The sequence below is a fragment of the Thermobifida fusca YX genome, assembly GCF_000012405.1.
GTDB classification, from domain to species: domain Bacteria; phylum Actinomycetota; class Actinomycetes; order Streptosporangiales; family Streptosporangiaceae; genus Thermobifida; species Thermobifida fusca.
Genome location: NC_007333.1, coordinates 2,582,955 through 2,604,186, shown reverse-complemented (window position 1 = coordinate 2,604,186; position 21,232 = coordinate 2,582,955). Strand labels below are relative to the sequence as shown.

The 21,232-nt window shown below is 67.9% G+C and carries 16 protein-coding genes; 10 read left to right on the top strand and 6 right to left on the bottom strand.

Annotated features, from left to right (window positions below; genetic code table 11):
• Positions 1–17: 17 nt before the first annotated feature.
• Positions 18–2,126, bottom strand: a complete 2,109-nt coding sequence (locus TFU_RS10950) for a prolyl oligopeptidase family serine peptidase (protein WP_011292635.1) — start codon at positions 2,124–2,126, stop codon at positions 18–20.
• 517 nt (positions 2,127–2,643) lie between these two features.
• Here TFU_RS10950 and TFU_RS10945 point away from each other — a divergent pair.
• Both TFU_RS10945 and TFU_RS15865 read left to right on the top strand, forming a co-directional pair.
• Complete coding sequence (locus TFU_RS10945; RefSeq protein WP_011292634.1) at positions 2,644–3,198, top strand: HNH endonuclease; 555 nt, start codon at positions 2,644–2,646, stop codon at positions 3,196–3,198.
• Positions 3,199–3,333: 135 nt separating this feature from the next.
• A complete protein-coding gene (locus TFU_RS15865) occupies positions 3,334–3,540 on the top strand; it encodes an FmdB family zinc ribbon protein (RefSeq protein ID WP_038043978.1) in 207 nt (68 codons plus the stop codon).
• 383 nt (positions 3,541–3,923) lie between these two features.
• Here TFU_RS15865 and ilvD read toward each other — a convergent pair whose 3' ends face one another.
• Entirely contained in the window at positions 3,924–5,801 is a 1,878-nt protein-coding gene (ilvD, locus tag TFU_RS10935) for a dihydroxy-acid dehydratase (RefSeq protein ID WP_011292632.1), read from the bottom strand.
• A gap of 225 nt (positions 5,802–6,026) precedes the next feature.
• Positions 6,027–6,713 (bottom strand): nuclease-related domain-containing protein, encoded by a 687-nt coding sequence (locus TFU_RS10930; RefSeq protein WP_016189018.1) that lies wholly within the window; start codon positions 6,711–6,713, stop codon positions 6,027–6,029.
• Between the two features lie 320 nt (positions 6,714–7,033).
• Between TFU_RS10930 and TFU_RS10925 the strand changes: the two genes are divergently transcribed.
• Positions 7,034–8,464: an amidase gene (locus tag TFU_RS10925; RefSeq protein ID WP_011292630.1), complete on the top strand. Its 1,431-nt coding sequence runs from the start codon at positions 7,034–7,036 to the stop codon at positions 8,462–8,464.
• Between the two features lie 7 nt (positions 8,465–8,471).
• Here TFU_RS10925 and TFU_RS10920 read toward each other — a convergent pair whose 3' ends face one another.
• Positions 8,472–9,698 carry an MFS transporter gene (locus TFU_RS10920; RefSeq protein ID WP_227480909.1) on the bottom strand — a complete coding sequence of 409 codons (1,227 nt, stop codon included), beginning with the start codon at positions 9,696–9,698 and terminating at the stop codon, positions 8,472–8,474.
• Positions 9,699–9,875: 177 nt separating this feature from the next.
• Here TFU_RS10920 and malQ point away from each other — a divergent pair, with 177 nt between their 5' ends.
• Positions 9,876–11,984: a 4-alpha-glucanotransferase gene (malQ, locus tag TFU_RS10915; protein WP_011292628.1), complete on the top strand. Its 2,109-nt coding sequence runs from the start codon at positions 9,876–9,878 to the stop codon at positions 11,982–11,984.
• An 87-nt stretch (positions 11,985–12,071) separates the two neighbouring features.
• Here malQ and pepN read toward each other — a convergent pair whose 3' ends face one another.
• The gene (gene pepN / locus TFU_RS10910; RefSeq protein ID WP_011292627.1) at positions 12,072–14,612 is read right to left on the bottom strand and encodes an aminopeptidase N; all 2,541 of its coding nucleotides are present in this window, start codon (positions 14,610–14,612) and stop codon (positions 12,072–12,074) included.
• Positions 14,613–14,827: 215 nt separating this feature from the next.
• On the opposite strand from pepN, the gene TFU_RS10905 reads away from it, so the two are divergent.
• The 4 genes from TFU_RS10905 to TFU_RS10900 all read left to right on the top strand — a co-directional run bounded on the left by TFU_RS10905 (position 14,828) and on the right by TFU_RS10900 (position 16,422).
• The gene (locus tag TFU_RS10905; protein WP_011292626.1) at positions 14,828–15,442 is read left to right on the top strand and encodes a DsbA family protein; all 615 of its coding nucleotides are present in this window, start codon (positions 14,828–14,830) and stop codon (positions 15,440–15,442) included.
• 24 nt (positions 15,443–15,466) lie between these two features.
• Positions 15,467–15,634 carry a hypothetical protein gene (locus tag TFU_RS16220; protein WP_169803325.1) on the top strand — a complete coding sequence of 56 codons (168 nt, stop codon included), beginning with the start codon at positions 15,467–15,469 and terminating at the stop codon, positions 15,632–15,634.
• A gap of 87 nt (positions 15,635–15,721) precedes the next feature.
• On the top strand, positions 15,722–15,859 hold the full coding sequence (locus TFU_RS16215) for a hypothetical protein (protein WP_169803326.1): 138 nt from the start codon (positions 15,722–15,724) through the stop codon (positions 15,857–15,859).
• Between the two features lie 95 nt (positions 15,860–15,954).
• On the top strand, positions 15,955–16,422 hold the full coding sequence (locus TFU_RS10900) for a ribose-5-phosphate isomerase (RefSeq protein WP_016189015.1): 468 nt from the start codon (positions 15,955–15,957) through the stop codon (positions 16,420–16,422).
• Between the two features lie 384 nt (positions 16,423–16,806).
• Here the strand turns inward: TFU_RS10900 and TFU_RS10895 are convergent, their stop codons facing one another.
• Positions 16,807–18,072 carry a GNAT family N-acetyltransferase gene (locus TFU_RS10895; protein ID WP_011292624.1) on the bottom strand — a complete coding sequence of 422 codons (1,266 nt, stop codon included), beginning with the start codon at positions 18,070–18,072 and terminating at the stop codon, positions 16,807–16,809.
• A 349-nt stretch (positions 18,073–18,421) separates the two neighbouring features.
• Here TFU_RS10895 and TFU_RS10890 point away from each other — a divergent pair, with 349 nt between their 5' ends.
• Both TFU_RS10890 and mgtE read left to right on the top strand, forming a co-directional pair.
• Positions 18,422–19,528 (top strand): PP2C family protein-serine/threonine phosphatase, encoded by a 1,107-nt coding sequence (locus tag TFU_RS10890; protein WP_011292623.1) that lies wholly within the window; start codon positions 18,422–18,424, stop codon positions 19,526–19,528.
• A gap of 282 nt (positions 19,529–19,810) precedes the next feature.
• Entirely contained in the window at positions 19,811–21,154 is a 1,344-nt protein-coding gene (gene mgtE / locus TFU_RS10885; RefSeq protein WP_041428138.1) for a magnesium transporter, read from the top strand.
• Positions 21,155–21,232 lie beyond the last annotated feature (78 nt).

Genomic DNA, 21,232 nt, shown 5'->3' with positions numbered 1-21,232 from the left:
ACCCGGGGTAGCGTTCCCTACCCTCCAGTACGGTCGGTGACCCGCAACCCGGTGTAATGGGCGAGGAAAGCCAACTGGTCCGCGGCGAGCCGGACGCTGCGGCTCACGGAACGCGTGCTGTGCCCCACGTCAGTCTCCCGGCGCAGCAGGATCGGGGCTTCCTCCGGAGCGGCCGAGGTGGCGTGTTGGAGCGCCGCACACATTTTGCGGGCGTGCAACGGGTCGACCCGGGTGTCGTTTTCGAAGACCGTGAACAGGGTCGCCGGATAGCGCACCCCTTCCCGGACGTTGTGGTACGGGGAGTAGGCGAGCAGCCACTGCAACGCTTCCGGGTCGCTGGCGCTGCCGTATTCCACGCTCCACAACTGCCCCAGCCCGAATTGTTCATATCGCACCATGTCCAGCAGCGGGGCGGAGCACACGGCCGCGGCATACAACTCGGGACGCTGGGTGATAGCGGCTCCGACGAGCAGCCCTCCGTTGCTGCCGCCCATCACGGAAAGCTGCTCCCGAGTGGTGAACCCCGCGTCGACCAGGTATTCGGCAGCGGCATGGCAGTCGTCGAAAACGTTCTGCTTGTTGCCGAGCATGCCTGCCCGATGCCACTCTTCGCCTTCTTCGAGGCCGCCGCGGAGCGAGGCGACCGCGTAGGCGCCACCGGCCGCCACCCACGCCAGGATCGACGCCGAATAGGCCGGGGTCAGCGAGATCCCGAAACCGCCGTACCCGTACAGGATGGCGGGACGGGGCCCCTCCCGGTCCGGCGGGGAGACCACCAGCATCCGCACCGGGGTGCCGTCCCGGGAGGTGTAGGTGACCTGCTCGGTGCGGACTGGGGGAGCCTCCACTGTTCCCGGGGACTTCTGCCAGAGCACCACGTCGTGGGTGCGCGCGTCGTACCGGTAGACCGCGGTCGGCGACGTGTAGTCGGTGTAGGTGAACCACGCTTCCGTGCCGCCTTCGGGGCGGGCGGTGATGCTGCCCACCGACCCGAGGCCGGGCAGGGGAAGGTTCCGGATCCGCTCCCCGGTGGCGAGGTGGTGCACACTGAGTTCACTGAGCGCGTGCCGCTCCCACCGGGCGAGGAGCACCGGAGTGTCCAGTTCCGCGCCGTCGAGGATCGCATACCCGCTGAGGACCGCGTCCGGGTCGCTGGCGATCAGGGTCTGCCAGTGGTCCGGGGTGGGCGAGGCCGGGTCGGCCACGCACAGCCGTCCCCGCGGCGCGTCCAGGTCGGTGAAGAGGTACAGCCTGCCGTCGCGGCCCACATGAGGGAAGGTTTCAGCGTCCACACCGGTCTGGATCTCGGTGAAGCGCGGCGCTTCCGGGGCGGACACGGTGAGGTCCGCGATCCACGCGTCGTTGCGGGGCGCGGTGCCCGGCGAAGCGGTGAGCGTCAGCCACCTGCCGTCGCGGCTGACCGCCACCCCGAAGTATTCGGTTTTGTCCCGCCCTTCCCCGAAGATCAGCGTGTCCTCTTCCGGGGAGGTGCCCACCCGGTGCAGGTAGACCCGCCGGTGGTACTGCTCTTCTCCTTCGGGGACCAGTTCGGGGGCGAGGCGGCGCACATAGTAGAACGCGTCACGGCCCGGCAGCCACGCGACCGGGGAGTAGGAGCAGCGGTCGATGGGGCCGTCGATGTTCTCCCCGGTGTCGATGTCCATCACCCACAGCCGGGACTGCTCGTCTCCGTTATCGGACAACTGGTAGGCCAGCAGCCGTCCCTCCCAGTCCACCACCCACGAGTCCAGGGTGGTGGTGCCTTCCGGGTTCAGTTCGGTGGGGTCGATGAGGACCCGTTCCGGTCCTGAACCGTCCTGGACGTAGAGCACCGCGTGCTCCTGGTCGGCGGCGCGCCGCACGAACAGGCGACGCTGTCCCCGCCAAACCGGTGCCCCCACCGAGCCGGCATTCATCAGGGCCCGCAGCCGCGTCCGGAACCAGTCGGTGGCCGACCACATCGCGGATGCTGCTGTGAACAGCGCGTCCTGGCTTTGCGACCACTCTTTGGTGGCGGCGAGGTCAGTCTGCTCCAGCCAGCGGTAGGGGTCCGCGACCGTCTGGCCGTGGAGCACGTCAGTCAATTCCCAGCGCTCAGCAAAGGGATAGGAAGGGAGACGAGACATGCCCAGAACTCTAGCCGCAGCAGGACAGTACCCGAGGTCATACGCTGTTTCCGGTGGGAAGCAGTCCGCTTCCCCTGCCTGCTGGGAGGAGGATCGGCGCGGCCGGTCGACACCGCGGGCATGGACGGCCTACCGGGGTATGGGGTCGGTGGCGGCAGCGGGCCGGAGCTGGGTATCCGTGTGAAGGTGGCAACACTGCGGTGCACCGTCGCCCGTCCCGCCGAGCGTGCGCCGGAGGGCTCCCGTACTGCCGCTGCGGGGTTTCCCGTTGGAAGCCCAGATCATTCACGGAGGTTTCTGGCAGTGTTGCGGAGAAATGGGGTGGCAATGACCGACCCTCAGCACGCAAACTGAAGAAGGGACACAACTCGGCGGGAACCCACCCACGGGAGGTCCGTGTGGCACAACGAAGAACGCCGGCTCTTGGGCCGGTCCACAAGGAGGCCTTCTGGCTAGCCGGGTGGCTAGCCGGAGAAGAGATACGTGTGGTCGACACGTCGGCCTACCGGAGGCGGCCATGAGCGCCGCACAGAATACTACGGAAGGCGGCCCACCACAGATCCGCCGTCACGTACTGCTTCTCAACGCGAGCTATGAACCATTGACCACCGTGCCGTTGCGACGCGCGGTCCTGCTAGTCCTGCGGGAGAAAGCCGAGGTGGTGCACAGCGACTCTACCGGAGCTGTGCTCCATTCGAGCACGATGGCGTTCTCCGTGCCGTCGGTCATCCGGCTGCTCCGCTACATCCGGGTGCCCTATCGGCGCAGGATTCCGCTGACCCGCGTGGCGCTCATGCGGCGCGACGGATACCACTGTGCCTACTGTGACAGACGTGCCGAGACGATCGACCACGTTATTCCGCGCAGCCGCGGGGGACAGCACGTCTGGGAGAACGTGGTGGCGGCCTGCAGATCCTGCAACCACCGTAAGGCCGACCGCCTCCTTGAAGAACTCGGTTGGAAACTACGTGTCACCCCCACAGTTCCGCGGGGGATTCATTGGCGCCTCATCAACGGTGACCACCACACTGACCCCCTTTGGGCCCCCTATATGGCGAGGGTGAAAGTCTGAGGAGGACATCCCGGGGCCGGGGGTTCGTCTCGGTCCCGGGGACCAGACGATCCACCAGTGACACCACCAGGCGCGTGCCTCTGGGGTGGGGGAAGTGTGCGGAACTGCGGCGCGACCCGACCCTATGCTGATGTCATGCCTCGTTACGAGTTCCGTTGCCGTGCCTGCGGTGAAACCTTTGAACTGTCCCGGCCCATGGCCGAGGCTAACGCCCCGGCAGAGTGCCCGAATGGGCACGACGACACGGTCAAACTGCTGTCCACGATTGGGGTGAGCGGTCTCGCGCAAGCCCCTTCGTCAGCCGGCGGCGGCTGCTGCGGCGGTGGCTGCTGCGGCGGCTGATCCTGAACCTTACGCGGGGAGGTCTGCTGGAGCAGGCCTCCCCGTAGCCGTGTCAGGACCATCCCCGCATGCGCGGGGAGCACACTAAACGACCTGCAACTTTACCAGTCCGGTAAGCCTATTTCATTCACTTCTCACAATCGGGAGCAACGCCTAAATGGCCCAGGGTGGAGAGGTGAATCAAAGGCACGGAGATGCCCCTCTACGGCTGTACCCGTGGCGTGTGACCAGGAATAGTGGCGTCGGCCTCGCCTAGGCGGCCAGTGGCATGCGAGGGCTAGGGGAGGGGCGTGCGCAGTGTGGTACAGGGCCCCTCCCGGCTCTAGGGAGAGGCCCCCAGCACTGCGAGCCGCCTGCGGGAATCGAACCCCGCGGCCTCCGCATTACGAGTGGAGATGCGTGCGCTCCACCTGGCTGACGTCTCGGGCGGCTCCCGTAGAAGCCGAAGTGGCCATCGCCGCGTAGGCGCGGAGCGCCGCGCTCACCGGGCGCTGCCGGTTCCGCGGCCGGAATCCGCCCAGTTCCTTGAGGAGACGCTCCCGGCGGGCGTTGAGTTCGTCCTCCGGCACTTCCAAAGTGATCGACCGGTTGGGGATGTCGATGGTGATGATGTCACCGTCCTCGACCAGGGCGATGTCGCCGCCGGCGGCCGCCTCCGGTGAGGCGTGCCCAATCGACAGCCCTGAGGTGCCGCCGGAGAACCGGCCGTCGGTGATCAGGGCGCACACCTTGCCCAGACCGCGACCCTTGAGGAAGCTCGTCGGGTACAACATCTCCTGCATGCCCGGACCGCCCTTGGGGCCCTCGTAGCGGATGACCACCACGTCACCGGGCTGCACCGCCTTGTTGAGGATGCCGTCGACCGCTTCCTCCTGGCTTTCGAACACCTTGGCCGGGCCGCTGAAGGTCCACAGTTCCTCGTCGACTCCCGCGGTCTTGACGACCGCGCCGTCCGGGGCGAGGTTGCCTTTGAGCACGGCCAGGCCGCCGTCCTTGGTGTAAGCGTGCTTCACCGAGCGGATGCACCCGGACTCGCGGTCCAGGTCCAGCGAATCCCACCGAGTGCTCTGCGAGAACGCCTCAGTGCTGCGCTGGCCGCCCGGAGCTGCGTGGAAGAGCTCCACCGCTTCGGGACGCACATTCGGGGAGGCGATGTCCCAGGCGTCCACGTACTCGCCCACGGTCATCCCGTGCACCATGGGCAGCGACGTGTCCACCAACCCGGCGCGGGCCAGCTCGCCCATGATGGCGGGGATACCGCCCGCCCGGTGGACGTCCTCGATGTGGTACTTGTCGCTGTTCGGGGCGACCTTGCACAGGCACGGCACTCGGCGGGACAGGGCGTCGATGTCGTCGAGGCCGAAGTCCACGCCGGCTTCGGTTGCCGCGGCCAGCAGGTGCAGGATCGTGTTTGTGGAGCCGCCCATGGCCACGTCCAAGGCCATGGCGTTTGCGAACGCCGCCGGCGTGGCGATCGACAGCGGCAGCACCGACTCGTCGTCCTTTTCGTAGTAGCGGCGCGCCGCCTCCACGACCACCCGGCCCGCTTCCTCGTAGAGCTTCTTGCGCGCGGTGTGGGTCGCCAGCACTGTGCCGTTGCCGGGCAGCGCCAAGCCGATCGCCTCGGTCAAGCAGTTCATCGAGTTGGCGGTGAACATGCCCGAGCAGGAGCCGCAGGTGGGGCAGGCTGCTTCTTCCAGCGCGTTCAGCTCCTGCTCGGAGACGTTCTCGTCCGCCGAGGCGATCATCGGGTTGATCAGGTCGAGTTTGCGCACCGTCGTCGCAGTGCCGTTGACTACGGTCACCTTTCCGGCTTCCATCGGCCCACCCGAGACGAACACGGTGGGGATGTTCAGCCGCAGTGCGGCCAGCAGCATGCCGGGGGTGATCTTGTCGCAGTTGGACACGCACACGAGGGCGTCAGCGCAGTGCGCGTTGACCATGTACTCCACGGCGTCGGCGATCAGTTCGCGGCTGGGCAGGGAGTACAGCATGCCGCCGTGCCCCATGGCGATGCCGTCGTCGACCGCGATGGTGTTGAACTCGCGCGGCACGCCGCCTGCCGCGCGCACCGCGTCAGCCACGACGTCGGCGACTTCGCGCAGGTGCACGTGTCCGGGCACAAACTGGGTATAGCTGTTGGCCACCGCCACGATGGGTTTGCCGAAGTCTTCGCGTGCCACGCCGGTGGCGCGCAGCAGCGCGCGGGCACCGGCCATGTTTCTGCCGTGGGTGACCGTCCGTGAACGAAGCGCGGGCATGGAAGTCTGCTCCCGTCGAGAGAAGAACCGGGGCCGACGACGGGACAGTAACGGTGGGGTCCCCGCCGACGGTCCGCGCGGCATGCCCTGTAGGGGTGCCGCCCTGGGACGAAACTTGGGGTCGTTCTCTCGATGGTAGTCCCCTAGCCGACCGGTTACACCGTGCACGGGAACGGGGCGGCCCTAGGGCCGCCCCGGGAAGACCTGGGTGGGGGTGCAGAACGTTTAGTACATGGGGGGAAGGACTTTTTTGGCTGCCTGGTAGATCTCCTCGATCTCCTCTTCGGTCAGCCGGTCTTTGCCGCTGCGCAGCCACTTGCGGACTTTGGTGCCGACGATGATGTCGACCCCGCGGAGCCGGTGGCTGTCCCACGGCATGCTGGGACCGTAGATCGCCAGGGCGGCACGCACTTTGATGGGGCGGCCCAGTTCTTCGCTGATGAGCCGTTCCGCGTTGCGGGCCTCAGCCAGCGCTTCGTCGATGCGCTCGTTTTTGGAGAAGCGGCCGTGGTAGAGCTTCTCCAGCTTGTTGCGGAGCGGCAGCCGCTTGTCCCAGGCTTCGGAGTCGATCGCGAAGGCGCCGCGCCGTCCCACGATGAAGTGGTCGATCTGGCCGTTGCCGTCCTGGATACGCCGCGCGTGCAGCACCCGGTAGCCGAAGCGTTGCATGATCCGCAGTTGTGCTTCGGTACGCCGCTGCGCAGAGGAGGGTTTGCGCCACTGGGGGACTTCAGACTGGCGCTGGGAGGTGTAGACGATGAAACCGACGAGCGCTGCGGCCCCGGCCGTCACCCCCACACGCCAACTGCTGAACAGCACGCCCACCACTACCGCGGCCACGAGGCAGGCGGCGACTCGGGGAAGCCACCGGCGCACGACACCGTGTTTCAGCAGTGAACGGTAGGTGCGCATGAGGGTATCCGTGTGCGGCGCCACTGGTTTGCTGGTGGGGCGGTGAAAAGAAGGGGGTGCATCGTCCCGCTGGGTCTCGCTGGTGCGGGAGGGGTCGTCCGGTCTGGTGCTGGTTGCCGATTCCACGCCTCAGAAGGGTAGTTCCCTTCAAAGAAAGCTCCTAGTCCGTAAAGACTCACATTTTTGTTCCCTGCCTGAAGTTTTCTTACGGGTGTTTTTCGGCCCTGACCTGGGAAGAATATATTTTTCCCGATTTTACGCCTCCAGGTAGGTGACTTTCCTCCGAAGTCGGGGTGCTGCCCGGCTACGCTCGGGGAAGTGTGAGCGAGATTCACGACCTGAGTGCACTACGCCAAGCTGCGTTGTTCCGCAGCCGGGAGCTGTCTCCGGTCGACGTCGTCGAGCACTACCTGGACCGGGTCCAACGGCTCGGCGACGAAGTAGGGGCCTTCATCACGGTTACCCCGGAACTCGCGCTCCAGCAGGCCCGAAACGCGGAGCGGCGGCTGCGCACCGAGGACCCGGCGCACCTGCCCGCGCTCCTCGGCCTGTGCGTGCCGATCAAAGACCTCGACATGGTCGCCGGAGTGCGCTGCACTCGAGGGTCGAGGGTCTTCGCCGACCAGGTCGCCGACGCTGACGAAGGCTACGTGGCCGCGCTGCGGCGGGCCGGGGCGGTGTTCCTCGGCAAGACCAACACCCCCGAGTTCGGGCTGCCCTGCTACACCGAGAACGAGATCGCCCCACCGGCCCGCACCCCGTGGGACACGACGCGTTCCGCGGGCGGCTCCAGTGGCGGGGCAGCGGCCGCGGTCGCTGCAGGGCTTGCGCCTTTCGCCCAGGGCAGCGACGGCGGCGGATCGATCCGTATCCCTGCGAGCGTGTGCGGGCTCTTCGGGATCAAACCCACTCGGGGCCGGGTCACCTCGGCACCCTTGCGCGTCGACACGCTCGGCCTGGCGGTCACCGGTCCGCTCGCCCGCACGGTTGCCGACGCGGCTCTTCTGCTCGACGCACTGACCCTCGGCGATCCCGCGGATCTCTTCACTGCCCCACCGCTGCCCGCGGGGGAGACGTTCCTCGCCGCCGCACACCGGGAGCCTGGTCGGCTCCGCGTCGCCTGTTTCGCAACCCCGCCGCTGCCCGAAGCCACCGTGCACCCGGAGGTCTTGGCGGCCTACCATGCCACGGTCCGGCTCCTCGAGGAGCTTGGACACGACGTCACCGAGATCACCCCGCCCTTTGACGGCTCCCATATGCGCCATTTCGCAACCGTGTGGGCGGTGACTGCGGCCGGCATCCCTGTCCCCGCTGCGGCCGAGCACCGCCTGCGCCCGCTGACCCGCTGGCTGCGGGACCGTGGACAACGCACCCCGGCCCCCGTTTACCTGGAAGCTGTGGGGGAGCTGCGGCGCTTCGCCCGGGCCGCGTTGGCTGCGTTCGCCCCCTACGACGTGGTGCTCACCCCTACCTTGGCTCTCCCGCCTGTTCCCCTCGGGTATTTCACCGCGTCCGGGGATCCCGCGGACGAGTTCGAGAAGATGAACGCGTTCACCCCTTTCGGCAATATCGCCAACATCACCGGCCAGCCTGCGGTGAACGTGCCGAGCGGCACCACCGCGGACGGGCTTCCCCTCGGCATGATGCTCTTGGGGAGGATCGGCGCGGAGGCCACGCTGATCTCCCTGTCCGCCCAACTGGAGGCGGCCCGCCCGTGGCGGGACCGCACTCCAGAGGTGTGGCATCGCTAGGCCACAGTTATTGCGGTGTGCCGTTCCCGCTGTCCGGGCCGTCTGCGACCGGGTGTGTCTTCTCTCCTGGGGATCCGCTGCCGACCGCGAGCGTGCAGAAGGCAGACAGCAGCACGATCACTGCGCCGCCCACCACGCCCAGGGCGGGGCCGCCGACGTCCACCAGCCATCCGGACAGTGGCGCGGAGAACGCCACCCCGGTGGTGATCCCGGTGTTCATCCACCCGAACGCTTCCGCCCGCCGATCGCTGGGTGCCACCTCGCCGATCCGTTCGGTTGCCGCGGCCAAGGTGGGGGCGATCGCCAGCCCAGCTACGAACAGCACGGGGAGGAGCAGCCACGGGGAGGGGAGCTCCAGCACGGGAGGAAGCAGCGGGATCAGCATCGCGGTTCCCGCCGCGGCGGCGAAAGCCCGGCGGCTCAACCGGGGCGGGCCGGCCAAGGCGCCCGCGACGAGCCCGCCGACCAGGGAACCGATCGACCAGAACGCGGCGAGCACCCCGGCAACCCCGGGGCGGCCGATCTCCCGCGCCCACGCCACGATGACCAGGTCCACGGATGCCAGGCCGGCGATCAGCAGCATGCATACGACAACCAGGAGGGTGAGTTCCGGCTGCAGCAGCAGAGACCGGCGCCGCTGGGTGGGGGAGGCTGGACCGGGCTGGGGCGGGAAAGCGAGGCCGGAGCGGTAGATCTGCCACGCAAACCCGAAAGAGCCCGCGATCGAGAGCGCCGCGACCAGCAGCACGGCCCCTTTGCCTCCGCTTACCGCTACCGTGGCGGCCGCCAACAGCGGTCCCAGTACGAAGACGAGTTCCTGGAAGGTGGACTCGGCCGCGTACATGGCGGTGCGGGTCTGGCCTGAGGTCAGCCGCGGCCACAGCGCACGCGCGACCTGGGAGGCAGGCGGAGTGAACAGACCGGTCACCAAGCCGAGGGGGAAGGCCGCCCACCACAGCGAGGCGGGCAGCAGGGCGATCACGAGCAGACCAGCCCCGTAGCAGAGCCCGCACAGCGCCATGAGTCGGTCCGTACGCCCCCGGTCAGCACTGCGCCCGCGCAGCGGTCCGGCCACGGCAGCGCCGATGGTCAGCGTAGTGCTGACTGCTCCCGCCAAGGCATATGATCCGGTCCAGTCGGCTACGAGAAAGGTGATACCGATCGGCAGAGCCGCGATGTTCAGCCGGGCGATCAGCGACCAGACGAAAAGTCCGACGAGGTAGGGAACGGACAACAACGGACGGTAGGACTTGAGCACCACACAAGTATCACCGGATTCGTAGGATGAATCTCCGCATTTTTAGCCAATACCGTGATCAACATTGGCCGAAGTGGTAAAAACCATCCGATTCCGCGACTGGCGGCTCCAGATCCTGCTGATCAGCGCCGTGCTGCGGCATGATCGGATGGTGTGAGTGATGCTGCACTGGTCCGGCTAGCCGAGGCGCACGGCGTCGCAACCAGCTATGTGAACTGGCAGGGGACCCGGATCCCCGTTTCCGTGGACACGCTGCGCCACGTGCTCACCGCCCTGGGCGTGGACGTCAGCGACCCTGAGGCCGCGCTGCGGGCGCACCAGGAAGCCCAGGCCGCTCACCCGCTTCCCCCGGCCGTCGTCACCCGAGCCGGGCACACCCCGCGGCTCCCCCTGCCCGACGAGGCCCGGACCTGGGTGGAACTCGCCGACGGCGGGTACACCGATGTCGGTCCCACCCTCCCGCTCGGCCTCCACCGGTTGCACGTGGACAACCGCGGCAACCACCAGCAGCGTCCCCTCCTGGTCGCACCCGCTCGGCTGTCCCGCTCCGTGCCCCGCCGCATGTGGGGGCTGATGACCCAGCTCTACTCGGTCCGCTCCCACGTCTCGTGGGCTATGGGAGACCTCCACAACCTCGCCGAGCTGGCCACCTGGTCCGCCCGCGACCTGGGGGCGTCCTTCATCCTCGTCAACCCCCTGCACGCCACCGAACCGCTGCCGCCCGTCACCGACTCCCCGTATCTGCCGGTCAGCCGCCACTACGCCAGCCCGCTCTACATCCGTATTGAAGACATCCCCGAGTACGCGCGGCTCAACTCGATCCAGCGGGAAACCATCCAGCGGTTCGCCCGGCCGCTTCGCGAGCGGGGGCGCACCGCCGACCTGCTGGACCGTAACGCGGTCTGGCAAGCCAAACGGGCCGCCCTGGAAATCATCTACGGGGTCAGCCGCTCAGAGGAGCGGGAGCAGGCGTTCCGCGACTACCTGGACCGCGAAGGCGAAGCCCTGGAACGCTACGCCACGTGGTGCGCGATAGCCGAAGAGCACGGACCGGACTACCGCCGCTGGCCGGAGCCGCTGCGCGACCCCACCGCCGAAGAGGTCCGCGTCGAAACGCGGCGCCGCTGGCGTCGCGTGGACTTCTACCGCTGGACCCAGTGGATTCTCGACAGCCAACTCACCCACGCCCAGACCGCGGCACGCAACGCCGGAATGGACGTGGGAATCGTGCACGATCTTGCGGTCGGGGCGCAGAGCGGCGGCGCAGACGCCTGGATCCACCGCGAAGTGCTCGTCCCCGGGATCCACGTTGGCGCACCCCCGGACGAGTTCAACCAGCAGGGCCAGGACTGGGGGCAAGCGCCCTGGCATCCGGTGCGCCTCGCCGAACAGGGCTACCTTCCCTTCCTCGACCAGCTTCGGCAGGTAGGGCGGCACGCTGGCGGCATCCGGGTCGACCACGTCATGGGACTATTCCGGCTGTGGTGGATCCCGGAGGGGGCCGACCCCGCCGAAGGGACCTACGTGCGCTACGACCACGAGGGCATGGTGGGCGCGCTGCTCCTGGCCGCCCACGAAGCAAACGCGCTCGTCATCGGGGAAGACCTGGGGACAGTCGAACCGTGGGTCCGCGACTACCTGTCCGAACGCGGAGTGTTCGGCACATCCGTGCTGTGGTTTGAACGCGACGAGCATGGCGCCCCGCGCCGCCCGGAAACCTGGCGGACCGACTGCCTGGCCACGGTCGCCACCCACGACCTTCCCCCGATCACCTCCTATGTCACGGCCGAGCACGTGGCTTTGCGTTCCCACCTGGGCCTGCTCACCCGCCCGGTGGAAGAAGAGCGCGCCGAAGCCGAAGCCCAGGTCGCCGCCTGGTGCGCGCTGCTCACCGAACTCGGGCTGCTCGCGGAGGGAACCGACCCCGTGGCTCAGCCCGCCGCTGTGGTCACCGCGCTGCACAGCTACCTGGCGCGCACCCCTGCCGTCCTGGTGGGCGTGTCCCTGGCCGATGTGGTCGGCGACCACCGCATGCAGAACCAGCCGGGAACCAGCAGCGGATACCCCAACTGGCGGATCCCGCTCACCAACAGTGAAGGGGAGCCGGTCCTCCTCGAAGACCTGATCACCAATCCGCAGTGGGCTGCGGCAGTGCGTGCCGCACTCGGGGAGCTCACCCAACTGTCCCCGGGCAGCGGCACGGCACGGGCCGCGCCCCCACTGCCCCGCCCATCCCGGTCGTTCCTCTGCCCGCAGTGGTGACCGCCCGCGGGAGCCCTTGCCGGGGCAAAGACGCCGATGGGCGGACACCGCGTCCCGCGCAGCGCCCGCCCACCAGGCCAGAAACGGTCAGTGTGCGGCCGCAGCGTCCTGCGCCCGAGCGTGCAGGGCACGCTCGACACCGGCCCGGCCTTCCAGCAGGAGGCGGCGCAGCGCCGGAACCGGGTTCTCTGTCTCGAGGTAGGCGTCAGTGCGGCGCAGCGTCTCCTCTTCGATCAGGTAGCCGGGGTAAGCGAACTCGGTGAAGGTCTGCGCGAACTCGGCAGTCCACTTCGCCCACGCGTCCGCAAGCTGGCCGAAGTAGCGGTCCACGTAGGGCCGCAGCAGTTCAGCGTGGGCGGGCTCGACGAATCCGCCCAGGGTCGCGCGGAACTCCGCATTGGCCAGGGTGCCGCTGGTGATGCGCTCCCAGGCTGCGGCCTTGGCTTCCGCGGTGGGGATCGCCGCCCGGCAGCCTGCCGCTGCCCGCTCGCCCGCGGCGGTGGGGTCGCGTTCCAGTTCCGCGTTGATCTCCGCTTCCCCGGCGGCACCGGCCGCGACGAGGCGGCGCAGCAGGGCCCAGCGCAGGTCAGTGTCGACCTTCAGCCCCTCCACTTCGATCGCGCCCTCGTAGATCCCCCGCAGCAGCGACAGGTGCTCGGGGGCGCGCGCCGTCTCAGCGAACCCGTGGGCGTAGGCGAGCTGCAGGTCGCTGCCGGGAGCAGCAGAGGTGAGCAGCTCCCGCAGCCGGGAGGCGAGCAGGTTGAAACCTTCCTCCTGCCATTCAGGGGAGACGTAGTGGATCAGCGCGGAGACGGCCTGCCGCTGCAGGGTTTGGGCCACCGCGACGTCGCGGACCCCGGCCAGGTTGCGGCTGACGAGGCGGACGTAGTCCCGCGCGGGCATCTCGCCGTCGCGGGTCATGTCCCACGCCGCGGCGAAGACGAGCGCGCGCGGCAGCGACTCAACAATCTCGCCGGCGCTCTCCACGACCGTGCGCAGGCTCTGCTCATCCAACCGCAGTTTGATGAAGGTGAGGTCGTCGTCGTTGAGCAGGACCAGGTCAGGCTGGCGTTTGCCCACCAGTTCCGGAACCTCGGTGCGCTCGCCGCTGACGTCCAACTCCACCCGGTCGCGCCGCACGATTCCCTGGTCGGTGCGGTCGTACAGGCCGATCGCCAACCGGTGGGAGCGCAGGGTCGGATGGTCGGCTGGCGCCTCCTGGAGGACAGCAAAGGACGTGAACGTGCCGTCGGGGCCCACCTCGAACTCGGGGCGCATCGTGTTGACGCCCGCGGTCTCCAGCCACTCCCGCGACCAGCGCGACAGGTCGCGTCCGGACGCCTCCTCCAGTTTCGCGAGCAGGTCCGACAGCTCGGTGTTGCCCCAGGCGTGCTCGGCGAAGTAGGCGCGCACCCCGGAGAAGAACTCCTCCACCCCCACGTAGGCGACGAGCTGCTTGAGCACGGAGGCGCCCTTGGCGTAGGTGATGCCGTCGAAGTTGACTTCCACGGCCTGGATGTCGGGGATGTCCGCGGCGATTGGGTGGGTGGAGGGCAGCTGGTCCTGGCGCAGCGCCCACGCCTTCTCCACGTTGGCGAACGTGGTCCAGGCGTCCCGCCACTTGGTGGCCTGGGCCTGGCAGTACACGCTGGCGAACGTGGCAAACGACTCGTTCAGCCACAGGTCGTCCCACCAGCGCATGGTGACCAGGTTGCCGAACCACATGTGCGCCATCTCGTGCAGGATGGTCTCGGCGCGGCGCTCGTAGCGGGCGTCGGTGACCCGGGAGCGGAACACGTAGTCTTCCAGGAACGTGACCGCCCCGGCGTTCTCCATCGCCCCGGCGTTGAACTCGGGGACGAACAGCTGGTCGTACTTGCCGAACGGGTAGCGGACCCCGAAAAGCTGGTGGAAGAAGTCGAAGCCCTGCTTGGTGACTTCCAGGATCGCGTCGGCGTCCAGGTACTGGGCGAGCGACGCCCGGCAGTACACGCCCAGCGGGATACCGTCGTGCTCGTCCCGCACCACGTGGTAGGGGCCGGCCACCAGCGCGGTGATGTAGGTGGAGATCCGCGGGGTCGGCGGGAAGTGCCAGCGCACCGCCGTGCTGCCGGGCACCGGCTCGCGCACCACATCGGGTGCGGTGTTGGACACGACTTCGAAGTCCGCGGGGGCGAGCACGGTCAGTTCGAACGTCGCCTTCAGGTCGGGCTGGTCGAAGCAGGCGTACATCCGCTGCGCGTCGGCGGTCTCGAACTGGCTGTAGAGGTAGACGTTGCCGTCGACAGGGTCGACGAACCGGTGCAGCCCTTCACCGGTGCGCATGTAGGCGGCGTCGGCGACGACCCGCAGTTCGTTGTCGGAACGCAGGTCGGGAAGGGTGATCCGCTCTCCGTTGAACACCTCGGCCGGGTCGAGGGCGACGCCGTTGAGGGTGACTTCGCGTACGGTCGGAGCCACCAAGTCGATGAAGCTTGCCGCCCCGGGTTCCGAGCAGTGAAACCGGACCACCGTGGTGGAGGTGAAGGTCTGGTCGCTTGAAGTGAGATCAAGTTCGACGGCGTAGGAGTCGACGCGGAGAATCCGTGCCCGCTCCCGTGCCTCCTCACGTGTCAGATTGCCTGCCACGACGCTCCCTTCCCAACCTGTCTCGGTGCCGATGGTGGTGGCGGCCGTCGGCGTGCTCACGGAGAGCGGACGGAGAGCCACCGCCTGATGATCAGCTCTGATCCTGCCATGCCGGGGTGTGGAATGCGGAACCGACGACTGTGGTTCATCCCTGAGGAGCTGGGCGTTTTAAGGTTCACGCCCGGGCTGTTGACCAAAAGCGTAAGGAGACGACGGTGACACAAGAGCGCATTCCTGTGGACCTGTGGTTCGACCCGCTCTGCCCGTGGGCGTGGATCACGTCGCGCTGGCTGCTCGAGGTGGAGAAGGTGCGCCCGGTCCGCCCGCGCTGGCATGTCATGAGCCTCGCTGTCCTCAACGAGGGCAAGGATGTGCCGGAGGAGTACCGGAAGATGCTCGCCACCGAGGCGTGGTGGGGGGTGCGGGTAGCCGTCGCAGTGGAGCAGCGCTCGGGCAACGAGGAACTGGGACGCTTCTACACCGCTTTGGGGACGCGGCTGCACAACCGCCGGGAGCCGCGCTCCTTGGAGACCATCGCGGCGGCACTCGCCGACGTGGGACAACCAGCGGATCTCATCGAAGCCGCGGAGAGCACTGACTACGATGAGGCACTGCGCAAGTCGCACCATGACGGCATGGACAGGGTCGGCCAGGAAGTGGGCACTCCCGTCATCGCGGTCGAGGACGTCGCCTTCTTCGGCCCCGTTGTGTCCCCCGCCCCTCGAGGCGAGGCCGCCGGTCGGTTGTGGGACGGCGTTCTGCTGGTCGCGGGAACCGACGGGTTCTTTGAACTCAAGCGGAGCCGCACCCGCGACCCCATCTTCGACTAGCCGCGACGGTGTGAAGGAGCGAACATGAGCGAACCGGACGAGGAGCGCATAGTCATCTTCGATGACGAGCTGGAAATCCTTCCGGACACCACCTCCGACGAGGAAGACACGGGGTGGGGAGAATCGCCGGAACGGAGCGAGCGGTCGCGTATTGAGGAGCTGCTCAACGACGTTCCTCCGCACTGGGCTTAACGCTTTACCCGCCGTATACGCGCTGATGAGAAGCGGTACCATCAGCGTGAGTGAGCATTTTGTCCGCTTTTGCCAAGGTGGTGTGAGTTGAGCAAGAAGCCGGAATCCAAAGCGGTTCCGCTGAGCAAGGACATCAAGCTTCTGGTGGTCATCAACCTGATTTTCCTCCTGTCCGCTGTCGCCTTCGGCGTTCTGGGTGCGACGGTGACCTTCGCCGCGACCTGAGCGACCCGTAGGACACAGGGCACTGTCCGGCGTCCTCAACGCCGGACAGTGCTCCCGGGGGCATGCGTGCCCCGGGGACCTGCAAAACTGGAGCCGTGCGTATCTACATTGGATCCGACCACGCCGGCTACGAACTCAAACAGCACCTCGTCTCCTGGCTGCAGAAGCAGGGACACGATGTCATCGACGCCGGTCCAGCCGTCTACGACGCGGCTGACGACTATCCTCCGTTCGTGCTGCGCGCCGCTGAGGGGGTAGCCAAGGACCCTGAGGCGCTCGGCATCGTGCTCGGCGGCTCCGGCAACGGCGAACAGATCGCCGCGAACAAGGTCAAAGGGGTGCGGGCCGCCCTCGTCTGGAGCAACGAGACCGCCAAACTCGCCCGCGAGCACAACAACGCCAATGTGATCAGCATCGGCGCGCGGATGCACACGATCGACGAAGCCACCGGTTTTGTCGACACGTTTCTCACCACCCCATACAGCGGTGAGGAACGCCACAGTCGCCGTATTCGGATGCTCTCCGACTACGAGACCACCGGGCAGCTTCCCCCGCTCCCCTGACCGGAGCCGTACCGGCTGATCCCGGGGAGCCGGAGGAGAGCCTCCGCAGCGCTGCCAGGATGCGGATGCGCTCCCTCTCTCGCCTCCCCGGGAGGCAGGCTGGGGCTCCCTGCGGGGGACGCGCTGCACCGGGGAGCCAGCCCACTACGCGCCGTCGTGCGTCCACGCTGAGCGGACGGAACCGCCGAGGCGCCTCACGGCGTACTTTGACGCTAGCGCGGCACGCCCCGGCAGTGCACTCCCCCGGGAGCGATAAATCCCTCACCGAAACCTGTGCCCGGAAACGACTGCTCCAGCGGTACTCCGGCCCCACCCTGGCTCAGGCGTCCGCGGACCCTCCCAGGAAGCGTGAGGAGAAACCAGGCGCGGCGGAGACCAGCCCGGTCAGAAGATCATTGAGCACGCCGGGATCGTGGGCGTGACCAGTGCGGCGGAGAGCTCCGCCACCGCTCCGGGACGCGCCTCGCGTACCAGGCCCGCGGCCGCGTACGCGGTCAGTGCTTCCCCGCCCAGGTACGCCGAACTCAGCACCCCCACGTCGAGGGAGAGGTCAGCCGGATCGTCGGTGCGGATGCACTCGGCATGCTCCCGGTCCGCCCGCAACCGCCAGCGCCCCTCGTTCCACGGGCACATCGCATCGGCCACTTCGATGACGACGTCGACCGGCGCCGCATAGGAGCGTTCGGACAGTGCGCGGGGGAGGTCCACAAGCCGCCCCCACACCCCGGTGTCGGGCGTCCACCGTGCCCGGTGCCGGTCAGTCAGCAGGTACAGCAAGGGGTCGTCGGCAGGCCGCAGAAAAGCGGTGACCTTCCCTATCAGGTCCCGGTTGAGCAGGAACTCCCACAGGGCCACCAGAGCGGCCGGACGGGTCGCGAAGAGCTCTTCCACCTCCATGGCACCGTCGGCGAGGCCGTGCTCGTCGTAGTGCTGCCGGGTCCGGTACAGCGCATAGCCCACCGGTTCCGACCCGTCCATCACGAGAACGCATTTGATCGGACTGAACTGGTCCTTCCGCCGTGCCAAACGGTCGAAGAGCCAATCCCACAACTGGGGGGTGCGACGGAACTCGCCGACCCGCGCCAAGCGGGCCGTTTCGTGGACCTGAGCGAGTTCGGCGCGCACAGCAGCGGGATCGGCCATACGCATCCGCAGCCCGGGGTCGCGGGGAGCATCCGCGCGCAGGACGCCTTCGCCGCGGCGCACCGTCACCGTGCCCAGCAGGGAAGCGACGCCGTAGCCGAACCGCCCGTAGATCCCGCCTTCCGAAGCGAACAGGAGCGCCACCGCTTCTGCCCCGCGTTCGGCAATGTCCCGCAGCTGGCGGCGCATCAGCGCGGTGAGCACCCCGCGGCGCCGGTGCGTGGGCAGGACCCCGACCGCGGAGACCCCGGCGACCGGGCGGGAACCTCCGGGCAGTGTCATCTCAAAGGAGAACAGCCGCGTCGTACCGATGACCTGGTCGCCGTCGAATGCGGCGAGCGTGCGATCCAGGTCGGTTATGGCAAGCACAGACGCCAGGCGCTCCTCGTCAATCGGGTCGTCGAGCAGCGCTTCCCGGCAGGTCCCGCAGAATGCGGGGAACTCGTCGACGGTGACCGGCCGTATTGGCCACGGATCGGAGTCAGCGGAACAGGGAGAAACAGACATGGCTTCTTGCCTACCTGCCGCTCCTCACTGCGCGCCACTGATTTTTTCGATCCGAATCTCCCCGGGGTGGTGCGGGCGGGACACGGGCACCCGAGGGTGCCGCAAGGGGTCATAGAAACAGCACCGTGAAGAATATGAGGGATTTTTCGCTTTCTTTCGTGCGATGCGAGCGGGACCATAACCCTGACAGAAGGGGCAGGGAAGGTCCATACTGAACCATGGGCTGTTCTTTGCTGTTCCCCGCTCCCACCCGAGGTGGATATCGGTTGGCCCGTTATGGGAAGTCTCAGCCCCCCTGGGCCCGGCACAGCGTGCTTGGGAAGGTTTCCCGCGCTACAGTTCGGCAACGATGAGCACTTCGCCGCCCTCTCGCCTTCTGCGCTCCGCCAACTCTGTGGCGCAGCGCGTTTTCGCGTTCCTCCGGCGCAAAGTGCTCTTCCGCTACCGCCTGGTCCTCATCGTCTTGGTGCTGCTCGCCGTCGGCATCGGGGTGGGCGCCGTGTGGGGGCCTCCCGGATGGTTCCCGCCGAGCGCCGTCATCATCACAGTCCTCGCTGGCGGGCTGCTGCTCAAACGCCGGAGCCTGGCCTTCCTCTTCGGAGTGGTGGCTGTAGTCCTCGCCTTCACCGCCTATGCACTGGACTTCAGCCAGGTGGGGCCCGGGCTGGCCGTCACCATCGGGGTGACCGCTGTCGTGGCGTACCTGCTGTCCGGGGTGCGGGAGCGTCTCGGCGTCCAAGGCCTCGACGGCGAGAAGATGCTGCTCGAACTGAGGGACCGCATCCGCACCCAAGGCCAGCTTCCCGCCCTGCCCGCCGGATGGCACGCCACCCAAGTGCTGCGGCAGGCCGGCGGCTCCTCCTTCGGCGGCGACTTCGTAGTCTCAACGCTCCGCGACGACCAGCTCGACATCGCGGTGGTCGACGTCTCCGGCAAAGGCGTCGAAGCAGGGACCCGGGCCCTGCTGCTCTCCGGCGCGTTCGGCGGCCTGATCGGCGCGGTGCCACGCGGCGAGTTCCTCGAGCACTGCAACGACTACCTGGTCCGCATCGCCGGAGGCGAGGGGTTCGTCACCGCCGTCCACCTCAGCGTCGACCTGACCACCGGAGAGTACCTGCTGGCCTCGGCCGGACACCCGCCCGCCGTACAGTTCGACCACACGACCGGAGCGTGGAGCCCTACCGAGGCCAAAGGGGTCGTGCTAGGCATCATCCCGGAGATGAGCTACACGCCGGTGCGGGGCCGTCTCCGTCCCGGCGACGCCGTCATGCTCTACACCGACGGGCTCGTGGAAACCCCGGGAGAAGACCTCGACGCAGGAGTGGACCGCCTGCTCGGCGCGGCGGAGAGCCTAGTGGCGATGGGGTTCGGACCAGGAACCGAGCAGTTCGTCGACACCCTCAGCAAGGACAAGAACGACGACCGCGCCCTCGTCGTGCTTTGGCGGACCCACTGAGCGACCACGCGAGTGCGGCACGTACGTTTTTCCTGTGAAGGGGCTGCGCGCCTCCGAGTCGCCGAGCCTCCAAAGGGAAGACTCTCCTGCTGGGGTGCACACCTGCCACGCGGGGCGCCGCTCCGCAGCCCGCAGCGACCCTGCCGCGCCCGTCCGCGCACTCTGGACGCGGCATGAGAGTGCGGTCGCTGCGCTGCGGTCCCTGCCCACGCTGACCGCTGTGAGGAGGTGCGGTGTGCCCCGGTCTTACCCGACGTCCGGAAGGTCCACACCGCGATTCAGATGACCGACGCCAAGAAGCCGATCGAGCTGGACCAGCTAGTCGCCGCCAACGACCTGGTCGGGATACGGCTGTGGCTGGCCGAACATCCGCCCTATGAGATCGCTGACGCGTTGACGCGCCTGCCCCCGCAGCGGGCCATCATCCCCTTCCGGCTGCTGGACAAGGAACGGGAACTCGAAGTCTTCGAAGAGCTCGACCCTAGTCAGCAGCAGGCGATCCTCATGGGACTGCGCGACTCGGCATTCCGAGAGCTCCTGGAGAAGATGGGGCCCGACGACCGGGCCCGGCTCATCGGGGAGGCCCCGGCCAAGATCGCTGCCAGGGCACTGGCCGGGCTGAGCCCGGCTGAACGTCGAGTGACCGCGGCAATCCTGGGCTATCCGGAGGACTCGGTCGGCCGTTTCATGAACCCCGACACGGTGATCCTCCACCGCAACCTCACCGTGGCCCGGGCCCTGGAAGTGGTGCGCGCCAAAGGGTCCGAAGCCGAAATCGTCTACGTGATGCCCGTGGTCGACGACGGGCGTCGGCTCTCCGGCATGGTGCGGCTCAGCGAGCTGGTGACGAGCAACCCCGACACCCTCCTCAAAGACCTGGTCGACGTGTTCACCCCCCGCGTCTACGCCACCGACCCGGCCGAGGATGCGGCGCGCCTCGTCCAGGAAGCCAACCTGGTCGCCCTGCCCGTGGTCGACTCCGAGGAGCGTTTCCTCGGTCTCCTCACCTTCGACGACGCCCTGGAACTGATCGAAGCGGCTGACTCCGAGGACATCGCCCGCCAGGCAGGGTCGCAGCCCATCACCGGGCACTACGCCACTGTCGGTGTCCTGCGGTTAGCCCGCGCCCGCGCCGTGTGGCTGCTGCTGCTCATCATCGCCTCCACCTTGACGATCAACGTGATGCAGGGCTTCGAAGCGACCCTGGAACAGATGACCGCACTGGCGCTCTTCGTTCCCATGCTCACCGGGACCGGGGGCAACGTCGGCTCGCAGTCGGCCACCGCGGTGGTGCGGGCCTTGGCTGTGGGCGAGGTCCGACTGCGCGACCTGCCGCGGGTAATTTGGAAAGAGTCCCGCGTCGGCCTGCTGCTGGGGTGCATGCTCGCCACGATCGCGCTCATCATCGGCTCCCTGCTGGTCGGCACCGCGGTCGCCGCCGCTGTAGCCCTGTCCGTGGTGGCGATCTGCGCTTGGGCGTCGATCATCGGCAGCACCATGCCGCTCCTGGCCCGCAGGATCGGGGTGGACCCCGCGGTAGTGTCCGCACCGCTGGTCTCCACCCTGGTGGACGCCACCGGTCTCCTCATCTACTTCTCGGTCGCCCGCACTGTTCTGGGGCTGTAGCCCGCAGCCGGGGCGGGACGCCTCTCTCGTCTGGGTGCATAAGGCCGTCTCCGCAGGGCAGGGGAGGGGGAGTGCATG